The sequence below is a fragment of the Pseudidiomarina planktonica genome (genome assembly GCF_900177775.1).
Taxonomy (GTDB): Bacteria; Pseudomonadota; Gammaproteobacteria; order Enterobacterales; family Alteromonadaceae; genus Pseudidiomarina; species Pseudidiomarina planktonica.
Window position 1 is genome coordinate 1108693 of record NZ_FXWH01000001.1, and the last position, 19761, is coordinate 1128453.

The window sequence follows — 19761 nt, forward strand, 5'->3', positions numbered from 1 at the left end:
CTTTTAAGTTTATCAATTAGCTTTAGCGGCCGCCGTCATCGCCTGAGTTAAGTCGTCGAGCAAGTCCTGAGCCGTTTCAATACCGGCTGACAGTCGCAGTAAGTCAGGCGGGCAGGGGGTACCTTCACCTTCTACGCTGGCACGGTGCTCAATCAGACTTTCCACGCCGCCTAGCGAGGTAGCGCGTTTCCAAATCTGGGTTTTGGCAGCGGTACGAATGGCAATCTGCTCGCCGCTAAAGTGCTCGTTACCTTTTAAACGTACCGACAACATGCCGCCAAAGCCGCCGTGCATTTGTTGCTTGGCAATGGCGTGACCGCTATGAGAGGGAAGCCCCGGGTAGAGTACTTCCAATACTTGTGGGTGTTGTTCCAGTTCGGTGGCTAACATCATGGCATTATTGCAGCTTTCCCGAACTCGTAAAAATAAAGTCCGCATACCGCGTAACAATTGCGAAGCATCGTGTGGGCTTGGCACAGCACCACCTTGCGAGCGCACCTGGCGCACCCGTAACCAAAACTCAGATTGCTCGGTGCCCTTGGCGCATACCAGCGCACCGGCAATCACGTCAGAGTGACCGTTCAGATACTTAGTGGCCGAGTGCATCACAATATCGGCCCCTAAGGTCAGCGGTTTCGTCAGCAATGGCGTGGCACAAGTGGAATCTACCGCAATCAGAGTTTGCTGTTGTTTGGCTAAAGCACTAATAGCGGCTATGTCACTTACGCTCCACAGCGGGTTGCCCGGTGTTTCCAGCCAGAGCAAACGCGTTGGTGCGGCTTTGAGCTCAGCTGCTACTGCGTCGGTGTCGGTCATATCAACACTGACTACTTCAAGCCCACCATCGCGGCCTAAGGTAAGTAACCAATTGCGCAGTGCCCAGTACATGACTTTAGGTATAAGTACGCGGTCGCCCGGGCGTAACGCCTGAAATACGCTTACCGCCGCCGCCATGCCCGAACTAAAAAGTAATGCCTGCGCACCTTGTTCCAGCGTGCTTAGTAATTCTTCTGCTGGTTTGTACGTTGGGTTGTTGTCACGGGAATAAACATTACCGGAAGGGTAGCTGTTGTCTTCGCCACGCAGGTAAGTCGTAGCAATATGTATGGGCAAAACAACGGCCTGAGTTTCTTTGTCAATGTGGCCTAGTGCTTGTGCTACCAGGGTTTGTTCAGATGCTTTTTTGTTCATGATTTAACAACCTGCGTGGTCAGAGAATGCGCAGCACGTTAGCACGCTTTAAGTTACTTGCCTACTGCCGTTGCGCTGTTTTGCGGCAGCAATGAGAGCGGCAAATAACGCGCGCTGACGGCGCATATAAATCAGAAATTCCGGATGCCACTGCACGCCAATACGAAAGGTGGCGTCGGGTGCCTCAATCGCTTGCACTATGTCGTCTTGATCGCGCCCCACAATAACCAACCCATCACCTAAGTTATTAATGGCCTGATTATGTAGCGTATTTATTTTGCAGTCGGTGCAACCCATGATTTTGGCAACGCGGCTGTCCGGTTGGGTGCACAAGGTTTTAAATGGGAAAATGGAACGACGTTTCGAGGTGCGCTTACGTTTGGTACTCAAATCCTGGAACAAATCACCACCGCAGCGAATATTCAGCAGCTGCGCACCGCGGCAAATGGTTAGCATAGGTAAATCGTTAGCCACCGCATGATCGATCAAATCGCTCTCAAACTCGTCGCGTTGTTTGTCGTACTTAGGCTCAACTTCGGGTTCTGCGGCGTAAAGTACAGGATCAATGTCGTGACCACCGGTAATTACAATAGCGTCGTATGAGTCTTTATCAATAGTATCTTCAGGGCGTAACTGTAGCGGGGTAGCACCTAACCATTTCACCACGGTAGCTACACACCAGCGCGGACCTCTGGAGCCCTTTTGCGGGCCACTAATAGCAATAACGGGTTTAGTCATTGGTTATCAACCACTCCTGTTTCAGCTGTTTTCCCCAGTTACCGAACCAACGTTTTAACGGATTATTTAAGAACCGCTGATAGGCTTTACAACAGGCATGCAAACGATCCTTGTCGTTCGCTAATTGTTCAACTTGCAGCCAGTCTTGCCAGGCCAGATGTATGCCCCAATCAGGTACATGAATTTCACAGTTCGGTAAGCGATAGTGAAAGGTGGGCCTGGATTTTATTAAGGGGTCGGAGCAGCGCTCACGCACGTGGTCTTCGTCTAAATGCATAAACAAAGGTAAGCAATCCAGCGACCGATTACGGGTTGGGTTGTCATCTATATAATCGTCAATCATTTCACGCTGGCTTGGTTGGTAGCGCGCCGCAATCACTTTTTTAATGTAAGTTTTCGGAAACGGTGACACATAACTGGTAAATTTACGGGTTAAATTGACCTCGCTATGTTGAATCAGCCATTCCTCTAAGCATAAAAAGGCTTTTAAATAAGGGACAATGGAATCAGCTTCAGTGCTTGGAACCTCAGGGTTAAATTGTAACCCGAAGGCATTAATTGCTCGTGCCGAGGTTCCCTGTGCGCCTTTATTGCGCAACACCTCAACCAGCTTATTAACTTCAGTCATGCGTGACATAGGTAGTGGTGGCGAAACTAACTCCAGCGGCACCACATGGTCAGCTAACCGGCTTAGCGTATCTTCGGCAAATACAGCTACGTCATCGGCTAAATCGCCATTGTCGCGCTGTTTCTGACCCATTTCTTTGAGAAGTCGAAAGTCGACTTCCACCACCCAGTCACCAGCATCATCACCAACCAGCTTGCGCTCATAGCGGCCGGTCTGTTTAATCTTTAAGTTGAGTTCATCGGCAACAACTTCAGCAAGTCGATCCAGCGTCAGGCCATTAAGTTCAATCTCAATGCCGTTACGACGTTCATCGCCTTGGGCAGTATTAGTTACGGGAGGTAAAGCTATATCTTGGGACATTAGTTATGCCTTCTTCAGTAAGCTACCTGCAATGAAAGGCAAAAAACCGCGCCGGGGCGCGGTTTTTATCGTCAGCCCACCCTAGTGGTCGTGCTCACCATCGGTGTGCACATGGCCGTGTTCTAGTTCAGATTCTGTTGCTGCACGTACTTCCAGAACTTCTACATCAAAGTTCAGATCAACACCCGCTAATGGGTGGTTGCCGTCAACAGTCACTTCTTCTTCGCTCACATCAACAATAACAACAGATTGTTCGCCGTTGTCAGTGCTGGCACGGAACTGCATGCCCGGAGCTACTTCAGCATCGCCAAACAGGTTGCGAGGAACACTTTGGATCAGGCCTTCATGGCGCTCACCATAAGCATCTGCTGAAGAAATTTCTGCTGAAAATTTGTCGCCAACTTTCTTGTCTTCTAAGGCGTTTTCCAGTCCTTTGATCAGCATGCCGCGGCCAAAGATAAAGCTTAACGGCTGACCTTCTTTTGATTCATCCAATAATTGGCCGTCCGCTGTTTTAACCGCGTAATTAATGGCTACGACTTTATCCTGATTAATAGTTTCGCTCATGATTCATCCAAGTTATAAGGCAGTGAGTGTATTTCCAGAAGACTTGCGTCATCGCCCTGCAACCGGTAGTTGGTTTGGTTGTCGCTGTCACTGGGCATAACTGCCAACAGATCCAGCTGACGATCGGTACGGCTCACTGCATTAATAACCGTACCGGCACGACGCCAATTATCGCCAATCGCCATTTCAATAGTTGCGCCTGCAACCGCTGGCGAGCCTGTTCCGACTAAACGAAACAGTGCGCGTTTTTGTTTGCCCAAATACTTCATTCGGGCAACCGTCTCCTGGCCGATATAACATCCTTTACTGAAGCTGATTGCGTTCAGTGCCTGCAGGTTGAGCATTTGCGGCACAAACGTTTGCACAGTTTCGTTACCTAGGGTAGCACGACCACGTTCAATCTCCAGTGCCCGCCAGACAATTTCTGGCGCCTTTTCACTATTTGCGGTGACGTCTGAGCTGCCCACAATCAAGTACTGAGCAGGCTCGGTACCAACTTGCAGCACCACGTGTTCGTCGGTCTGATGAACCGGCTCAACTAAGGGCTGTTGTAACTGTTCAGCGAGTCGGGCAGGGGCAGCGTGACCAAACACCCCAGTGAAAACGTATTCGTCACTGGCATCGGTAACTTCAACCTTGCTAAACGCAGCGTATTTTTTCAGTTCCTGCAACGATAACGGAATACTGGCTTTTGGCTGAATTAACAACCAGCTGTCAGCCCATCGGCAGATGCGAAAAATACTGAGAGTCTTACCTTTATTGTCGCAATGCGCGCCGTATAGCCACTGATCTTTGGTAAGCTGGCGTACATCACAAGTCACTTGCCCTTGCAGAAAAGTTTCCGCCTGATCGCCAGAAAGTTGAATGGCACCATAATCAGATAACGAAACCGTTACGTATTCAGGGGCAGCTTTGGTAAACTCTGTCGCTAACACGTTTCAACCTCAGTAATGAATGTTACCCATAATTATTGGGGCAGTGAATTCGTTTACAAGGGTTAACTGGCAGAGAATCTTTCTCTGGCTTTGAAATCGTTCTATATAAGAAGAGGCAATGGCATGTTCGAGCTAAAACAATCGGAAGAAATATTGAAAGATAAGCGTCGGCTGCGCTGGGCTTGTCGCCGTGGCATGGTGGAGCTCGATGTGTTGTTTTTGCCATTTACTGAAGAAGTTTATGATGATTTAGATGAACGCCAACAAGCGTTATTCCGGCGTTTACTGACTTGTGACGATCCTGATTTGTTTGCTTGGATAATGGGTCATCAGAAATGTGAAGACGAAGGCTTGAAAGAAATTATTCAAGTGCTGCTGGCGCGAGTGAAAGTTTAATATGCAGCCACGCTTGTGGCAGTTTCGCTATAAACTGCCCTGGCGCGCTCAGGCGACTACTCGCGTAGTTGCTACCGATGAACTGGCCCAGCGCTGGTATTTTTTGCCAGCGGCCAATTGCTGGCAACTGTCGGCACCAGCGCTGATATTGCCCTGGTTAGTTTGTATACGCCTTACCCATAAGCAACAACATTGCTGGTTATGGCTATGGTCGTTCGGCTTAACACGTACTGAGTTTCGACGCTTACGCCGTATTACCCGGGTTGGTACGGAACTGAGCTGGCGTTAGTAGCGTAGGCACAGCTTCCGGCAGCAGGTCGGGGTGGTCCAGGTTGTAATGTAGGCCACGGCTCTCTTTACGCTCCATGGCGGAACGCACAATAAGTTCTGCCACTTGCACCAGATTGCGAAGCTCCAGCAGATTATTACTAACTTTAAAGTTGGCATAATAATCATGAATTTCATGCTGTAGCATTTCAATCCGTCTGAGTGCTCGCTCTAAGCGCTTATTGGTGCGAACAATACCCACGTAGTCCCACATAAACAAACGTAACTCGTGCCAGTTATGTTGAATAATAACTTCTTCGTCAGAGTCATTTACCTTGCTTTCATCCCAGCTTGGTAATTGAGTCGTAATTTGTACTTTATCCAATCGTTGAATAATGTGTTTGGCGGCCGCTTGCGCAAACACCACACACTCCAGCAACGAATTACTGGCCATACGGTTAGCACCATGCAAACCGGTGTAGGCCACTTCGCCAATGGCATATAAGCCAGGAACATCAGTTTGTGCATGTAAGTCGGTAACGACGCCGCCGCACGTATAATGTGCTGCCGGCACTACCGGCAGCGGCTCTTTGGTCATATCAATACCAAGCGCCAAACACTTCTCATAAATAGTGGGGAAGTGTTCCTTAATAAAATCGGCAGGTTGATGCGAAATGTCCAGATACATGCAATCAGCGCCCAAACGTTTCATTTCGTAATCGATGGCGCGTGCTACGACATCGCGCGGAGCCAGTTCCGCAGCTTCGTGAAACTCCGGCATAAAGCGACTGCCGTCGGGGCGTTTCAGCAGCGCACCTTCACCACGCAATGCTTCGGTTAATAAGAAAGTTTGCGCGCCGGGGTGGTATAGACAGGTCGGGTGGAATTGATTGAATTCCATATTGGCGGTGCGACAACCTGCGCGCCATGCCATGGCAATACCATCACCACTGGCAACATCAGGGTTGCTGGTATACTGGTACACTTTACTGGCACCACCGGTTGCTAGAGCCACAAACTTGGCGGCAACGGTTTCTACCTGCTCATGTTTACGGTTCCATATATAGGCACCATAAACCGCGTGTGGCCTGCCAGTTTGCCGGCTGGTAATTAAATCAACGGCATTAAAGCGTTCTAACAGCTGAATGTTAGGGTGTTGACGAACGCGGTCGACCAAGGTGGTTTGCACTGCTTTACCGGTTGCGTCGGCAGCATGCAAAATACGGCGGTGACTATGTCCACCTTCACGGTTTAAGTGATAACGGGGCGCGCCCGCATTACTATCTATTTGATCAAAGCCAACCCCTTGATCAATTAACCACTGTAAACTAGCCCGGGCGTTTTGGGTGGTGTATTCTACCGCTTCACGACTGCACAAGCCGGCACCGGCAACCAAAGTGTCATCAATATGGCTATCAATGCTATCATCTTCATCAAAGACAGCAGCGATACCACCCTGGGCGTAGTATGTAGAGCCCTCTGTCAGCGGCCCTTTACTTAGCACCAAAATGCGCGCGTGCTCAGCTAAGTGCAATGCTAGTGTTAGTCCGGCAGCGCCGCTTCCGATGATAAGTACATCTGTTTCATAGGTTGGTTTTTGTTGCATAAGTTGTTGCATGAATTAGCGGCTAATGAATCGTCGGATAGGGTTTGGTGATACGAGCGAAATACCAAACTGGACTTTGAATACGAAAGGATTTTACTCTTTTAAACAATTAATGCGAACTTTTTAACACACCCTCGGTCAGAACTTGTAACGCTAGCAATGCCCGTCTGAGTGTGCACAAGAAGTTGGGGAGATCAGGCTCGGATGAGCGAACAGGAAACCGATAAGATGTTGGTCGAAAGAGTACAGCAAGGAGATCAGGCTGCTTTCGATTTACTGGTAAAGAAGTACCAACACAAGGTAATGAGCTTGATATCAAGATATGTCAAGCAGCCCGGTGACGTGGCAGATGTTGCTCAGGAAGCTTTTTTGAAAGCCTATCGGGCGTTGCCCAGATTCCGTGGCGATAGTGCATTTTATACCTGGCTTTATCGCATAGCGGTAAATACAGCGAAAAATTACCTGGTTTCGCAAGGGCGTAAACCACCCTCATCAGATATTGATGCGGATGATGCAGAGTTTTACGAAGGCAGTGGCGCGTTAAAAGATAGCGCATCGCCGGAAAGTCTGTTGTTAACAGATGAAATCCGCGATGTGGTGATGCGAACTATCGATGCACTGCCGGAAGATTTGCGTAGAGCTATTACTCTACGTGAGCTAGAAGGTATGGGTTATGAGGAAATTGCGATCGAAATGGACTGTCCTATAGGTACAGTTCGATCACGAATTTTTCGGGCTCGTGAAGCAATTGATAGTCAATTGCGGCCGTTACTGGAACGGTAACCATTGGGGAAGCAATATATGTCATTTACAAAGCAACAGTTAACCTCAGCATGGCTGGACAACGAAGCGTCAAGCCTGCATGAAGCGGAAACTGAAACCTCTGCCGCAGGCGCTGCCGTTAACACGGATTCGCTAACAGAGGTGCTAACCGCAGAGCAGCGAGCTTTGTGGCAGCGCTATGCATTAGTAGGAAGCGTGTTACGTGGTGATGCTGAAGTAGGCCAACCACTAGACATTAGCGCACAAGTAGCCGCGCGGGTGGCTGCAGAAGCCGCTTCAGATACAACAGAAAGTTCGGTTGTAGGTATTTCAGTGGCCGCCGGTGGTGCTCGCACCAAAGCTGCTATGCGTTGGTTAAAGCCAGCTGCCAGTGCAGCCGTTGCGGCCAGCGTTGCCATTGTGGCAGTGCTATCGGTACAGCAGTGGAACCAACCAATGCCGGGTAGCGAAAGCTCAGGGCAAAGTATGGAACCTGCGCTTATTACTAATCCACTAGGTGGACGTAATCCGGTTAGCTACAACTCAGTTGGTAGCCCGGGTGCTAATAAAGCTGTCGCAACGCCTGGCAGCGACGCGCAACAACAACAGCGGCGTCAACTGCAATCTTATTTGATTGACCATCAGCAGCAGCTGCAATTGCGTCAGCAAGCAGAACCAGAAACTACACCGGAGTCGCAGCCGCCGCAATGACGATTAAGTATGCCACTGTGGCGCCACTGCTGTTAACCGGGCTGCTATTTAGCTTCTCCTCGGCGCCTGTGCTTGCGCTTCCCCAGCAAGCAACGGATCCGAATACCTCAGCAGCTATTCAGGTAGAAGAGCCCTCCGAAGCCGATCGGGCCGAATACGAAGACATTGGTGCTAGCTGGTATAACCGCATGGCTCAGGCTTTGCGGCAGCTGAACTTTGATGCGGCCTTAGTTCATGTGCAAGACGACCGCATTGAACCGCTACGCTGGTTACATGGGCTTGATGAAAGCCAGCAAGAAGTTGAATTAGTGATGCGCTTAAACGGACCAGACTTTCGGGTTCTGCGCTTTGACGACCAAACCGCTTATTATCAACCGGCATCTAACTCTTATAGTTTGCGCTCGAATGTGGTGCACGGCTTGATTCCTGCCGGCTTTTACGAAAATTTTGATCAGTTATCTGATTACTACCGGGCACTACCTGTCGGTGGCGCGCGAGTTGCCGATCGTGATGCTCAGCACATTCGCGTGATTAGTCGTGACAACTTACGATTTGGTTACTCGCTGTGGCTTGATAAAGAAACCGGCATGTTGTTGAAAAGTGCCATGGTGACTCCACAGGGTGACGTTGTAGAACAAATTCAGTTAACGTCGCTGGCTATTCATCCACGCTTTCCGGCCAATTTAGAAGAACTGCGTGATGTACCGCGTCCGCCATTACTGTATGACACCGACAGGTTAATGCAGGTGCGCTATAAATTGTTGCCGGGTTGGTTACCAGAAGGGTTTAAATTGCTACGTAGCAATCATCACCGGTTAGCTATGACTGGCATACGCGCTGATTATTTCTTGTTTAGCGATGGGCTAACGGAGTTCTCCGTGTATATTGCGGAAGCTGACGCCCCGCCAATGCAGCCGGTGGCCATTAGTGGCTCTGACTCGCTTTACTCGCTGCAAAACAATGAGTTTGTGGTTACCGTGGTGGGTAGCATACCCGTTCCTACCGCCCAGCGAATTGCCGAAAATATTGCCGTTGAACCTGTGGTGAGTACCGGAACGCAGCCATGATTAGAGAACTTGCCGAAGTTGTTGCGGTTGATGGGCAGCGCATCACAGTGTCGACCGAATTAAAAACCGGCTGCGGCAGTTGCGAACAGCAATCTGTTTGCGGCGCAGGCATTATTAGCAAAGTATTTAGCAACCGTCAGGCTCAATTTGAAGTTATCTCATCAGTTACCGTTACGCCGGGGCAACAAGTTGAACTTTTGATTCCTGAGCAAGTGATTACCCGTTTTTCGTTATTAATGTATGGTTTACCGATACTCTCCCTGGCCGTTGTAGCCGCGCTATTGCAAAGCCTGAGCACGCTTCCCGAAGGCCTGATTATTCTCTTCTCATTTGCTGCCATGTGGTTAACTTTTCGTGGTTTGCGTCGCTATTTACGTCAGCGTGACGTGAAATTGCAGCAAGGTGTAGATATCCGCTTGCTGTGAACGGCGAAAGTCCTTTGTTTTAGCGCATAATCTAAGTATGATCAGCAGCTGTTTTTCATGTTGTTGATTCACTATTAGTTAACGTTTTCTGAGGTATCTAATGCCGGAACGGGCGTTCAAGCAAAGTAATATTCGTAACTTCTCTATCATTGCGCACATTGACCACGGTAAATCCACGCTATCCGATCGTCTGATTCAGCATTGTGGCGGCCTTGCCGATCGTGAAATGGCCGAACAGGTTCTGGATTCCATGGATTTAGAACGTGAGCGCGGTATTACCATTAAAGCGCAAAGTGTGACCTTGTATTACAACGCTGCGGATGGCGAAAGTTACCAGCTGAACTTCATTGATACTCCGGGCCACGTTGACTTTTCCTATGAAGTATCGCGCAGCCTGGCCGGTTGTGAAGGCGCTCTGCTGGTAGTAGATGCGGCGCAAGGGGTAGAAGCACAAACCCTGGCTAACTGTTACACGGCTATAGAAATGGATTTGGAAGTGGTACCGGTTTTAAACAAAATCGACTTACCACAAGCCGACCCCATGCGCGTTGCTGAAGAAATTGAAGACATTGTTGGTATTGAAGCTGTTGATGCCGTGCAATGCTCGGCTAAAACCGGTATTGGTATTGATGATGTACTGGAACGTATTGTTCGCCAAATTCCACCTCCAGGTGGCGACGCCGAAGCGCCGCTGCAGGCACTGATTATTGATTCCTGGTTCGACAACTATCAGGGCGTGGTGTCATTGGTGCGGGTGAAAAACGGTATTTTACGTGCCGGCGACAAAATGAAAGTAATGTCCACCGGACAAGTTCACCAAATTGATAAAGTTGGTTTTTTCTCACCGAAAGCAACGGAAACCGGTATTTTGCGTACCGGCGAAGTGGGCTACGTGATTGCCGGTATTAAAGACATTCTGGGTGCTCCGGTAGGGGACACTCTAACGTTGGCCAAAAACAGCGCTGTGGGCGCCTTACCGGGCTTTAAAAAAGTAAAACCGCAGGTATATGCCGGCATGTTCCCGATCTCGTCGGAAGATTATGAAAACTTCCGTGATGCGCTGGGTAAACTTTCTCTGAATGATGCCTCTCTATTCTATGAGCCTGAAAATTCCTCTGCACTTGGTTTTGGTTTCCGTTGTGGCTTTTTAGGAATGCTGCACATGGAAATTATTCAGGAGCGGCTGGAACGCGAGTACGACATTGACCTAATTACCACAGCACCTACGGTAGTTTATAAAGTGCTGCGTACCGATGGCAAAGAAGTCAGTGTAGATAACCCGGTAAACCTGCCACCGGTAAATGACATCGACGTGATTTACGAGCCTATTGTGGAAGCACATATTCTGGTTCCGCAAGAGTTCCTGGGCAATGTTATTACACTGTGTGTGGACAAGCGTGGTGTACAGACTTCCATGAACTATCACGGTAAGCAGGTAGCGGTAACTTATGAGTTGCCAATGGCTGAAGTGGTTATGGACTTTTTCGACCGGTTAAAATCAACCAGTCGTGGCTATGCGTCATTGGATTACCAGTTTAAGCGCTTTCAGGAAGCCGACATGGTGCGGGTTGATATACTGATCAACAACGAGCGTGTTGACGCACTGGCGCTTATTACGCACCGCGAACATTCGCAAACGCGTGGCCGTCAGGTCGTAGACAAAATGCGTGAACTGATACCACGGCAGATGTTTGATATTGCCATTCAGGCCACCATAGGCAATCACGTTATTGCTCGCTCTACGGTGAAGCAACTGCGTAAAAACGTAACCGCGAAATGTTACGGCGGTGACGTGAGTCGGAAGAAGAAATTGTTGCAGAAGCAAAAAGAAGGCAAGAAACGGATGAAGCAGTTAGGCAATGTGGAAGTGCCGCAGGAAGCGTTTCTGGCAGTACTTAAAGTGGGTAAATAAGCGAGTAACGCTATGGCCAATTATTTTTCTATTTTTCTAACAGTTATCACTGTCTTAACCGGCATTCTATGGGCTATTGATGCCTGGAAATTTCGCCCGGCAAGAAAGCAGAAACTGCAGGACGAAGCACAACGACTGAATACTGAGCTGAGTGAAGACATGCGTCAGCAACTGGCGCCTCAGCCAGTCTGGGCTGAATACTCTCAGTCAATTTTTCCAATTATTGCAGCGGTGCTGATATTACGCACCTTCCTGTATGAACCGTTTCAAATTCCATCAGGATCGATGATGCCAACCCTGTTACGTGGCGATTTTATTCTGGTTGAAAAGTTTAGCTACGCCTTGCGCGATCCTTTGGCGCGCAACGAAATCGTGACTATGGATAAACCTAAGCGTGGTGAAGTGGCAGTATTTAAATTTCCGCCGAACCCGAGCGTTGATTTCATTAAACGTATTGTGGGCTTACCTGGCGATCGTATTATTTATCGCAATAAGACGTTGTACATTGAACCTGCCTGCGCCGAAGGCCAGAGCGATTGTGCTGAGTTGGAAGTAGTTAATAAGGAAATTGCCGGCCGTGCCGAGTACTTCCGTGGCCCGTATCCCCTGGACCGTTACACGGAAACCTTGGGTGACGTTAGCCATGAAATACTGGTTGATTCAGCCGATGTGCCTTACAGTCAGAACTATTACAAGCAAGCAGGTACTGGCTCAGACGAGTGGATTGTTCCTGAAGGTCACTATTTTATGATGGGCGACAACCGCGACAATTCTGAAGACAGCCGCTTCTGGGGATTTGTACACGAAGATTTGCTGGTTGGTCGTGCGGTGTTTATCTGGATGAGTTTCGATATGGATCGTGACGCTGATAGCTGGTTACCAGCTTGGATTCCAACCGGAATTCGCTGGCAGCGCCTTGGTTCGGTTCAATAAAAGCGGGAGCAGACGTGAGTCTACCAAAACCGCCGTTACGCAAGTTAGAGCAAGCGTTTGGTTATACCTTCAACAACAAGCAACGTCTACAGCAGGCGTTGACGCATCGCAGTGCCGACAGCCAACACAATGAGCGGCTGGAATTCTTAGGCGATTCTATTCTTGGTTTTATTGTTGCAGAAGCACTGTTTGAGCAGTTTCCCGAGGTGCCTGAAGGCGATTTAAGCCGTATGCGCGCTACGCTAGTATGTGGAAAAGCACTGGCGAAACTGGCGAAAAGCTTCAGCTTGGGCGACTATTTAATACTAGGTCCCGGTGAGATGAAAAGTGGTGGTAACCGCCGCGAGTCAATTCTCGCCGATACCTTAGAGGCTATGCTGGGTGCTATGTATCTGGAAGCCAATATGGCCACCTGCACTGAAGTAGTGCGTGGCTGGTATGCACAAACACTAACAACAATAAAGCCGGGGCAGGGGCAAAAAGACCCAAAAACCCGACTGCAGGAATACTTACAGGGACGCCAAATGCCTGTGCCTGAATATGAGGTCATTGCGGCCGAGGGGCAGGCGCATAATCAACAGTTTACGGTAAGTTGCCGCACTGAAATTTTTCCGGAGCCAGAATTGGCTACCGGCACCAGCCGCCGCAAAGCCGAGCAACAAGCCGCTTTGCAGTTGCTACAAAAGATAAAGGAAAGTTATGGCCACGACGCCTGATTTAAACGAATTAAAGAAAGAGTTAAATATCGCATCCGACAACGATAGCGAGCAGACCCCGCATGTTCCGAACGATGATCAGTCAACCGCCTTTGTTGCCATTGTTGGTAGACCGAACGTGGGTAAATCAACGCTGTTGAACCGCATTTTGGGTCAAAAAATCAGTATTACTTCGAAAAAGCCGCAAACTACCCGGCATCGTATTTTAGGTATTGAAACCGAAGGCGATTGCCAAATTGTGTACGTGGATACACCGGGCTTGCATGCTAACGAAAAGAAAGCCATTAACCGTTTAATGAATCGTGCTGCGTCCAGTTCTATTGGTGGCGTTGAGGCAGTTTTGTTTGTCGTTGAAGGTGTACGTTGGCAAGCGGATGACGAACTGGTTTTAGAAAAGCTAACCAAAGCGAATCGCCCGGTTATTTTGGTGGTGAATCAGATCGATCAGATTGTTGACCGCGATACCTTATTACCACACATTAAGCAGCTGTCTGAGCGCTTTAACTTCGCTGAAATTGTGCCAGTTTCGGCGAAAATGGGTGATAATGTTGATAGTTTGCGTAAAGTTGTACAAACCTATGCGCGTCCTGGTCAACACCATTACCCGGAAGACTATGTGACGGATCGCTCCATCCGCTTTATGACCGCTGAAGTTATTCGCGAAAAGCTCATGCGATTTATGGGTGAAGAACTTCCGTATGCGACCACGGTTGAAATTGAACAATTTCAAACGGCACCTAGTGGTACCACGCACATTCACGCTTTGATTCTGGTAGAACGTGAAGGCCAGAAGCGCATGGTGATTGGCCAGGGTGGTAGTAAATTAAAAACCATTGGTACTGAAGCCCGCAGAGATCTGGAACCACTGATTGGTAGTAAAGTACATTTACAATTGTGGGTAAAAGTGAAATCTGGCTGGGCGGATGACGAGCGCGCACTGCGAAGCCTGGGTTACAACGAGGACTAAGCAGTATGGACACGGCCTATGTGTTACATCGCTGGCCGTACCAGGAATCCAGCCTGATGTGCGACTTATTAACACGTCAGGAAGGTCGGGTTCGGGTTATCGCAAAGGGCGCGCGGCGGCCTAAAAGTCCCTGGCGGAGTGTGCTACAGCCCTTTGCTCCCATTCAGGTTGAGTACCGTGGCCGTAGTGAGTTACAAACGCTCACGCATGCGGAAGCTGTGAACCCTTTATTGCCGGCGCTTAACGGCATTCAGCTTTACAGTGCTTTTTATCTGAATGAACTGGTACAGCGGTTAACCCGTTTGCACCAGTCGTTCGAAAGCTTATTCGAAGAGTATGCCCAAACCCTGCTGCAATTGCGTGATGTTGAGCAAGTTGAGCCGTTACTGCGGCGCTTTGAGTGGCAACTGCTCAACCATTTGGGCTTAGCTTTTGACTGGTCAACGGACTGCTTAACGAATGCGCCCCTGCCGGTGCAGGGTATTGTAGAGTTTCGTCCGGGTGAGGGGTTTACTGCTGAATTAAGTGGAAAGCTAACCCATCAGTCTGGCCCAGAGGCAGGCGGCCAACATCGGCAACGGCACTATAATGCAGAAGATATTGCCCAACTGGTAGATTTAGAAATCAGTTCGCTGGCACAATTAGAACTACTCAAACGATTAATGCGTCAGGCACTGGCCCCATATCTCGGTGATCAACCTTTGCGCAGCCGTGAATTATTTAAAAATTACACACAGCCGCTGGCTTAAGAAGCGCCAGTTACTTGGAGGCAGTTGGAATGTTAGTTGCTGGAAATCAAATTTTGCTGGGTGTGAATATTGATCACATCGCTACCATTCGTAATGCGCGTGGGGTGAACTATCCTGATCCTGTTGCCGCGGCAGCCATTGCCGAGCAAGCGGGTGCCGATGGCATTACCATTCATTTGCGCGAAGACCGCCGTCATATTAACGACCGCGATGTTGAAGTGCTGGCTCAAACGCTACAAACGCGAATGAATTTGGAAATGGCGGTAACCGACGAAATGCTTGGCATTGCCGAGCGCATAAAGCCGGCATTTTGCTGTCTGGTACCGGAAAAACGCGAAGAATTAACCACTGAAGGTGGGTTGGACGTTGCTGGCCAACAGCAAAAAATTACCGACGCCGTAAGCCGGTTAACCGCTGCTGGTATTCAAACCTCATTATTTATTGATACCGATAAAGCGCAACTTGAGGCGGCTGCCGCAACGGGTGCTCCGTTTATTGAATTACACACGGGACATTATGCCGAGCAGAGCGACCCTAAAGCGCAACAAGACGCTTTAGCAACTATCGCTGAAGCTGCCCGTTATGCGGTTAGCCTGGGCTTAAAGGTAAATGCCGGGCATGGTTTGCATTACCACAACACCGCGCCGGTAGCCGCTATTCCTGAGTTGCTTGAATTAAACATTGGCCATGCCATTATTGCCCGGGCGGCGCTGGTAGGTCTGGACACCGCGGTGCGCGATATGAAGCAGTTGATGCTGGCAGCTCGCCAGTGTTCGCAATAGGCTTGTTGTAGCATGGCCATATTTGGTATTGGTACAGACATTGTTGAAGTAAAACGCATCGGGCAGTCGCTACAGCGCTCCGATGCTTTGGCGCGACGCGTACTCACGGCGGTGGAGCTAGAGCAGTTTGCCGAGGCGGCGCAACCGGCCGCATTTCTGGCCAAACGCTTTGCAGCCAAAGAGGCCTGCGCTAAGGCGTTTGGTACTGGCATTGGGCAGCAGCTTAGCTTTCAGGATATAACCATTACGCACGATCCGCTCGGTCGGCCACTATTTGAATGGTCAGCAGCAGCTAAAAATCTTGCTCACGAATTTGGCATTACCGCCAGTCATATCAGTATTAGTGACGAACGTGAGTATGCGCTGGCTTACGTCATACTTGAAACTGCTGGTGATTAGTACGTTTTATGGCTCAGTTTTTTAAACCCAAACCAAAACTTAAACCGCGTCAGAGCATTCAAAACCTGACCGTAAGTGCGCTCGATCATCAGGGTCGGGGCGTAGTTCGGCATGAACAACGCGCCTATTTTGTGGCCAATACGCTACCGGGCGAACGCATTGATGCCATCTTGCAAAAACCGCCACAAGCGCAGCTTAAGCATCGCCACAATGACAGTCCGGCCAGAGTAGACCCGCCTTGCCCATATTACGGGCGCTGTGGCGGGTGCGATTTGCAACATCTGACTATTAACGACCAGCGTGAACACAAGGATCAGGTGGTGAGCGAGTTGCTGCAAAAGTTTGCGCAACTGCAACCGCAGCAATGGGCGACGCCACTTGCCGGTGAGCCCTGGCAGTATCGTCAGCGTACCCGCCTGGCGTGCCATTGGCATAAGCGCGAACGCAAATTGACGCTGGGTTTACGTGCTCAGCAAAGCCATGACATTGTCCAATTGCAGCAATGCCCGGTGCTTAGTGAGCCATTAGCAGCCTTGTTGCCGGAACTAAGCCAACTACTTAATAAATTGCACCTAGCGGCCACGCTGGGGCATGTGGAACTGTTGGCAGCACCACATCCAATAGTGCTGCTGCGTTTGACTACACCGGTGATTGAGCAAGACCGGGACCAGTTGCTTGAATGGCAGCACGCGCAAGAGTCGGTCGCCATATGGCTACAGCACCATGACAACCAAGTAGCGCCACTAGCAGAATCATCGCCTTTGCCGCTTTATCAAGTTCACAGTCGCGAGCTGTCTTTTACCCCGGGCGATTTCATTCAGGCCAATAGCGGCTTGAACGAAGCTATGGTTACACAAGCTTTAGAGTGGCTGGATCCGCAACCACAAGACCGGATTCTGGAGCTCTTCGCAGGTACTGGTAACTTCACTTTGGCCATGGCCGCTGCTGCTGCAAGTGTGCTGGCCGTGGAAGGTGATTCGCGCATGACTATGCAGTTACAGCGCAATGCCCGGCAAGCCGGCATTACCAATATCAGCGCGTTAAGTGCTGACTTAAATAGCACCTGGTGGGCTCCCGAGCTGCTTATGGGAAGCTTTGATAAGGTGTTGTTGGACCCCGCACGTGCCGGTGCCCAGCAGGCACTAACCGAACTACTGAAATTGCCGAATCGGCCGCAGCGTATTGTTTACGTGTCCTGCGCGCCTGACACTTTTGCCCGCGATGCCAGGCTGCTAGCCGAGGCTGGCTACCAGCTTCAGCACTGCGGCATTGTAGATATGTTTCCGCAAACCCACCACATTGAAACCATGGCATGCTTTGAAGCACATTAAGTGCATTAACGCTGGATATTTTTAGCTCTGCTGCGGTAAGGTTAATACTGTCTGAAGTGGCGATAAAATCGCATAAGAGGAGTGGTGGCCGATGGTGCATATCCGCAGTACGCATGTGGATAATCCCTCAGTTGAACAAGGGGATTGGTTAGCAAGTTTGCAGTCTGAAACAAAGACTGAAGCTTTGACTGCGCATGCCAAGCGGCTGCAGCAGCTGTGTAAGAATGACCCGCAGTTGTTGTTAAAAGGCCAGGAAATGGTCGAAATACTGGTTAGCCTTAATCTGGACACTGATTCTCTGGTTGCTGCGCTTTATACGCCGGCTGCGGATGCCGGTTTAGTGAGCGATGAACAAGCCAGCCAGTGGGGTGGACCAGACCTGCCAATATTGCTGCAAGCCGTGCGGCAAATGCAAACTATTAGCTCCTTGCAGCACTTCCGCCATGGTACCCCTGACAGCGGGCAAATTGATAATGTGCGGCGCATGCTGCTATCGATGGTGGCCGATGTTCGGGCGGTATTAATAAAACTAGCCGAGCGCATCTGTTTTCTGCGCGAAGTAAAAGACGCTGACGAAGAGTCCCGCGTATTAGCCGCCAAAGAATGTCAGGATATATACGCACCACTGGCCAACCGCCTGGGTATTGGTCAGTTAAAGTGGGAACTGGAAGATTTATCATTCCGTTACCTGCACCCCATTACCTATAAAGATATTGCGAAAAAACTGCACGAGCGTCGGGTCGATCGCGAAAATTACATAGATACCTTCGTAAGCAACCTGCAGCAGGCTTTGCAAGCGCAGGATATTCACGCCGAAGTTTATGGTCGCCCCAAACACATTTATTCCATTTGGCGAAAAATGCAGAAAAAGCATCTGCATTTTGATCAGCTATTTGATATTCGTGCGGTTCGCATTGTTACCCGCTCATTGAAAGACTGTTATGGCGCGCTGGGCGTGGTGCACACCCGGTGGCGGCATATAGGCTCTGAATTTGATGACTATGTAGCCACGCCAAAAGCCAACGGCTATCAGTCTATTCACACCGTAGTAGTAGGGCCGGAAGACAAACACGTAGAAATTCAGATTCGTAGTAGTGATATGCATGAAGACGCCGAATTGGGCGTAGCCGCACACTGGCTGTACAAAGAAGGTGCGGTAAGCGGGCGCGGGCAGGGCTTTGAAGAGAAAATTGCCTGGTTACGCAAGTTACTGGCCTGGCATGACGATATGGCCGAGAACGACGACCTGGTAGCCGAGATTCGCTCGCAGGTGTTCGAAGATCGGGTGTATGTATTTACCCCTAAGGGTGAAGTCATTGATATGCCGGCCGGTTCGACCCCACTGGATTTTGCTTATTACATACACAGTCAAATTGGTCATCGTTGTGTGGGTGCCAAGGTTGACGGTCGTATTGTGCCGTTCACCTACCACTTGCAAAACGGTGACCGCATTGAAATCCTGACGCAAAAATCCGCGCAGCCACGGCGCGACTGGTTGAATCCGCAGTTGGGTTACTTACAAACGGCACGGGCGCGGGCGAAGGTACAAACCTATTTTAAAAAGCTCGATCGCGATAAAAATATTGCCACGGGTAAAGATTTGCTTGAGCACGAACTGCAAAAATACAGTTTAACTCTGCAACATGCAGAGAAAGCTCTGAGCAAGTTTAATGTGCAACATCTGGATGATTTGTTAGCCGGTATTGGTGCTGGCGACGTGCGTTTGCATCAGGTGGTGAATCAACTGAAGCCGGACACCGACACTACTGCCGAACGGCTGGAGCGGTTAACTCAACGGCGCCCACAAAAAGCGCGTAAACCCAGCAGCGATGTGACGGTTGAGGGTATTGGCAACCTGCTAATGCAATTTGCCAAATGTTGCCAGCCATTGCCGGGTGAGGACATTATGGGCTTTGTTACTTTAGGCCGCGGCGTGTCGGTACATAGACGCGACTGTGAGCAGTTGCAGCATTTACTACAACAACATCCGGAACGGGCCATAGATGTGTCCTGGAGTCGCCGTAAGCAAACTGGGCAGTACCGTGCAGATGTACGCATTTCGGCACTGGATCGGCACGGTTTGCTGCACGATATCACCAGTGTGTTAGCGAATGAGAAAGCCAGTGTGGTGCAATTGGATAGCTTTTCTGATGAAGAAAGCCAATTAGCAACTGTTTCGCTGGGGGTGATGTTACAAGACAGCGACGATTTGCAGCGCATTATGTCACGGCTAGGTCAGCTGTCAGGCGTGCAGCAGGTTCGCCGCTCTGGTACGCATTAACCACCAGGCACTAAAGTGGGTAAACCAAACAACAGGAA

At 49.7% G+C, this 19761-nt stretch carries 21 protein-coding genes; 15 read left to right on the forward strand and 6 right to left on the reverse strand.

The annotated features are described in order from the left end of the window. Positions 1–12: 12 nt before the first annotated feature. The 5 genes from CCE91_RS05230 to ygfZ all read right to left on the reverse strand — a co-directional run bounded on the left by CCE91_RS05230 (position 13) and on the right by ygfZ (position 4419). The gene (locus tag CCE91_RS05230) at positions 13–1191 is read right to left on the reverse strand and encodes a trans-sulfuration enzyme family protein (RefSeq protein ID WP_086434166.1); all 1179 of its coding nucleotides are present in this window, start codon (positions 1189–1191) and stop codon (positions 13–15) included. A gap of 48 nt (positions 1192–1239) precedes the next feature. Further along, positions 1240–1929 carry a gamma-glutamyl-gamma-aminobutyrate hydrolase family protein gene (locus CCE91_RS05235; RefSeq protein WP_086434167.1) on the reverse strand — a complete coding sequence of 230 codons (690 nt, stop codon included), beginning with the start codon at positions 1927–1929 and terminating at the stop codon, positions 1240–1242. Beyond that, a complete protein-coding gene (locus CCE91_RS05240) occupies positions 1922–2917 on the reverse strand; it encodes an amidoligase family protein (RefSeq protein ID WP_086434168.1) in 996 nt (331 codons plus the stop codon). Before CCE91_RS05240 ends, CCE91_RS05235 begins: the two co-directional genes overlap by 8 nt. Positions 2918–2998: 81 nt before the next feature. Next, positions 2999–3484 (reverse strand): FKBP-type peptidyl-prolyl cis-trans isomerase, encoded by a 486-nt coding sequence (locus CCE91_RS05245; protein WP_086434169.1) that lies wholly within the window; start codon positions 3482–3484, stop codon positions 2999–3001. After that, positions 3481–4419, reverse strand: a complete 939-nt coding sequence (gene ygfZ / locus CCE91_RS05250; RefSeq protein WP_086434170.1) for a tRNA-modifying protein YgfZ — start codon at positions 4417–4419, stop codon at positions 3481–3483. The genes CCE91_RS05245 and ygfZ overlap by 4 nt, the downstream gene beginning before the upstream one ends. A gap of 123 nt (positions 4420–4542) precedes the next feature. Here ygfZ and CCE91_RS05255 point away from each other — a divergent pair, with 123 nt between their 5' ends. Together CCE91_RS05255 and CCE91_RS05260 are read left to right on the forward strand one after the other, a co-directional pair. After that, a complete protein-coding gene (locus tag CCE91_RS05255) occupies positions 4543–4815 on the forward strand; it encodes an FAD assembly factor SdhE (RefSeq protein WP_086434171.1) in 273 nt (90 codons plus the stop codon). Between the two features lies 1 nt (position 4816). Beyond that, entirely contained in the window at positions 4817–5104 is a 288-nt protein-coding gene (locus CCE91_RS05260) for a hypothetical protein (RefSeq protein ID WP_086434172.1), read from the forward strand. Here CCE91_RS05260 and nadB read toward each other — a convergent pair. Then, positions 5060–6688, reverse strand: a complete 1629-nt coding sequence (gene nadB, locus CCE91_RS05265) for an L-aspartate oxidase (protein WP_086434846.1) — start codon at positions 6686–6688, stop codon at positions 5060–5062. The two genes, CCE91_RS05260 and nadB, sit on opposite strands and share 45 nt — an antisense overlap. 204 nt (positions 6689–6892) lie before the next feature. Here nadB and rpoE point away from each other — a divergent pair, with 204 nt between their 5' ends. The 13 genes from rpoE to relA all read left to right on the forward strand — a co-directional run bounded on the left by rpoE (position 6893) and on the right by relA (position 19723). Next, positions 6893–7471, forward strand: coding sequence for an RNA polymerase sigma factor RpoE (gene rpoE / locus CCE91_RS05270; protein WP_086434173.1), 579 nt, complete (start codon positions 6893–6895; stop codon positions 7469–7471). A gap of 18 nt (positions 7472–7489) precedes the next feature. Next, a complete protein-coding gene (locus CCE91_RS05275) occupies positions 7490–8161 on the forward strand; it encodes a sigma-E factor negative regulatory protein (protein WP_086434174.1) in 672 nt (223 codons plus the stop codon). Next, positions 8158–9228 carry a MucB/RseB C-terminal domain-containing protein gene (locus tag CCE91_RS05280; protein WP_086434175.1) on the forward strand — a complete coding sequence of 357 codons (1071 nt, stop codon included), beginning with the start codon at positions 8158–8160 and terminating at the stop codon, positions 9226–9228. The genes CCE91_RS05275 and CCE91_RS05280 overlap by 4 nt, the downstream gene beginning before the upstream one ends. Beyond that, positions 9225–9653, forward strand: coding sequence for a SoxR reducing system RseC family protein (locus CCE91_RS05285; RefSeq protein ID WP_234996263.1), 429 nt, complete (start codon positions 9225–9227; stop codon positions 9651–9653). The genes CCE91_RS05280 and CCE91_RS05285 overlap by 4 nt, the downstream gene beginning before the upstream one ends. Before the next feature lie 100 nt (positions 9654–9753). After that, positions 9754–11565: a translation elongation factor 4 gene (gene lepA / locus CCE91_RS05290; RefSeq protein WP_086434176.1), complete on the forward strand. Its 1812-nt coding sequence runs from the start codon at positions 9754–9756 to the stop codon at positions 11563–11565. Positions 11566–11577: 12 nt separating this feature from the next. After that, positions 11578–12498 carry a signal peptidase I gene (gene lepB, locus CCE91_RS05295; RefSeq protein ID WP_086434177.1) on the forward strand — a complete coding sequence of 307 codons (921 nt, stop codon included), beginning with the start codon at positions 11578–11580 and terminating at the stop codon, positions 12496–12498. A 14-nt stretch (positions 12499–12512) separates the two neighbouring features. After that, positions 12513–13214 carry a ribonuclease III gene (gene rnc, locus CCE91_RS05300; protein ID WP_086434178.1) on the forward strand — a complete coding sequence of 234 codons (702 nt, stop codon included), beginning with the start codon at positions 12513–12515 and terminating at the stop codon, positions 13212–13214. Next, entirely contained in the window at positions 13198–14181 is a 984-nt protein-coding gene (gene era, locus CCE91_RS05305; protein WP_086434179.1) for a GTPase Era, read from the forward strand. The genes rnc and era overlap by 17 nt, the downstream gene beginning before the upstream one ends. Positions 14182–14186: 5 nt before the next feature. Beyond that, complete coding sequence (gene recO / locus CCE91_RS05310) at positions 14187–14930, forward strand: DNA repair protein RecO (RefSeq protein WP_086434180.1); 744 nt, start codon at positions 14187–14189, stop codon at positions 14928–14930. A gap of 29 nt (positions 14931–14959) precedes the next feature. Then, on the forward strand, positions 14960–15712 hold the full coding sequence (gene pdxJ, locus CCE91_RS05315; protein ID WP_086434181.1) for a pyridoxine 5'-phosphate synthase: 753 nt from the start codon (positions 14960–14962) through the stop codon (positions 15710–15712). 12 nt (positions 15713–15724) lie between these two features. Then, positions 15725–16111 carry a holo-ACP synthase gene (gene acpS, locus CCE91_RS05320; protein ID WP_086434182.1) on the forward strand — a complete coding sequence of 129 codons (387 nt, stop codon included), beginning with the start codon at positions 15725–15727 and terminating at the stop codon, positions 16109–16111. Positions 16112–16119: 8 nt separating this feature from the next. Next, the gene (gene rlmD, locus CCE91_RS05325) at positions 16120–17442 is read left to right on the forward strand and encodes a 23S rRNA (uracil(1939)-C(5))-methyltransferase RlmD (RefSeq protein ID WP_086434183.1); all 1323 of its coding nucleotides are present in this window, start codon (positions 16120–16122) and stop codon (positions 17440–17442) included. A 91-nt stretch (positions 17443–17533) separates the two neighbouring features. After that, the gene (relA, locus tag CCE91_RS05330; RefSeq protein ID WP_086434184.1) at positions 17534–19723 is read left to right on the forward strand and encodes a GTP diphosphokinase; all 2190 of its coding nucleotides are present in this window, start codon (positions 17534–17536) and stop codon (positions 19721–19723) included. Positions 19724–19761 lie beyond the last annotated feature (38 nt).

What these genes read in the sequence shown, in the direction of transcription:
- CCE91_RS05230 (WP_086434166.1), bottom strand. Translation starts at nt 1,191, where the DNA reads ATGAACAAAAAAGCATCTGAACAAACCCTGGTAGCACAAGCACTAGGC.
- CCE91_RS05235 (WP_086434167.1), bottom strand. Translation starts at nt 1,929, where the DNA reads ATGACTAAACCCGTTATTGCTATTAGTGGCCCGCAAAAGGGCTCCAGA.
- CCE91_RS05240 (WP_086434168.1), bottom strand. Translation starts at nt 2,917, where the DNA reads ATGTCCCAAGATATAGCTTTACCTCCCGTAACTAATACTGCCCAAGGC.
- CCE91_RS05245 (WP_086434169.1), bottom strand. Translation starts at nt 3,484, where the DNA reads ATGAGCGAAACTATTAATCAGGATAAAGTCGTAGCCATTAATTACGCG.
- CCE91_RS05255 (WP_086434171.1), top strand. Translation starts at nt 4,543, where the DNA reads ATGTTCGAGCTAAAACAATCGGAAGAAATATTGAAAGATAAGCGTCGG.
- CCE91_RS05260 (WP_086434172.1), top strand. Translation starts at nt 4,817, where the DNA reads ATGCAGCCACGCTTGTGGCAGTTTCGCTATAAACTGCCCTGGCGCGCT.
- nadB (WP_086434846.1), bottom strand. Translation starts at nt 6,688, where the DNA reads ATGCAACAAAAACCAACCTATGAAACAGATGTACTTATCATCGGAAGC.
- rpoE (WP_086434173.1), top strand. Translation starts at nt 6,893, where the DNA reads ATGAGCGAACAGGAAACCGATAAGATGTTGGTCGAAAGAGTACAGCAA.
- CCE91_RS05275 (WP_086434174.1), top strand. Translation starts at nt 7,490, where the DNA reads ATGTCATTTACAAAGCAACAGTTAACCTCAGCATGGCTGGACAACGAA.
- CCE91_RS05280 (WP_086434175.1), top strand. Translation starts at nt 8,158, where the DNA reads ATGACGATTAAGTATGCCACTGTGGCGCCACTGCTGTTAACCGGGCTG.
- CCE91_RS05285 (WP_234996263.1), top strand. Translation starts at nt 9,225, where the DNA reads ATGATTAGAGAACTTGCCGAAGTTGTTGCGGTTGATGGGCAGCGCATC.
- lepA (WP_086434176.1), top strand. Translation starts at nt 9,754, where the DNA reads ATGCCGGAACGGGCGTTCAAGCAAAGTAATATTCGTAACTTCTCTATC.
- lepB (WP_086434177.1), top strand. Translation starts at nt 11,578, where the DNA reads ATGGCCAATTATTTTTCTATTTTTCTAACAGTTATCACTGTCTTAACC.
- era (WP_086434179.1), top strand. Translation starts at nt 13,198, where the DNA reads ATGGCCACGACGCCTGATTTAAACGAATTAAAGAAAGAGTTAAATATC.
- recO (WP_086434180.1), top strand. Translation starts at nt 14,187, where the DNA reads ATGGACACGGCCTATGTGTTACATCGCTGGCCGTACCAGGAATCCAGC.
- pdxJ (WP_086434181.1), top strand. Translation starts at nt 14,960, where the DNA reads ATGTTAGTTGCTGGAAATCAAATTTTGCTGGGTGTGAATATTGATCAC.
- acpS (WP_086434182.1), top strand. Translation starts at nt 15,725, where the DNA reads ATGGCCATATTTGGTATTGGTACAGACATTGTTGAAGTAAAACGCATC.
- rlmD (WP_086434183.1), top strand. Translation starts at nt 16,120, where the DNA reads ATGGCTCAGTTTTTTAAACCCAAACCAAAACTTAAACCGCGTCAGAGC.
- relA (WP_086434184.1), top strand. Translation starts at nt 17,534, where the DNA reads ATGGTGCATATCCGCAGTACGCATGTGGATAATCCCTCAGTTGAACAA.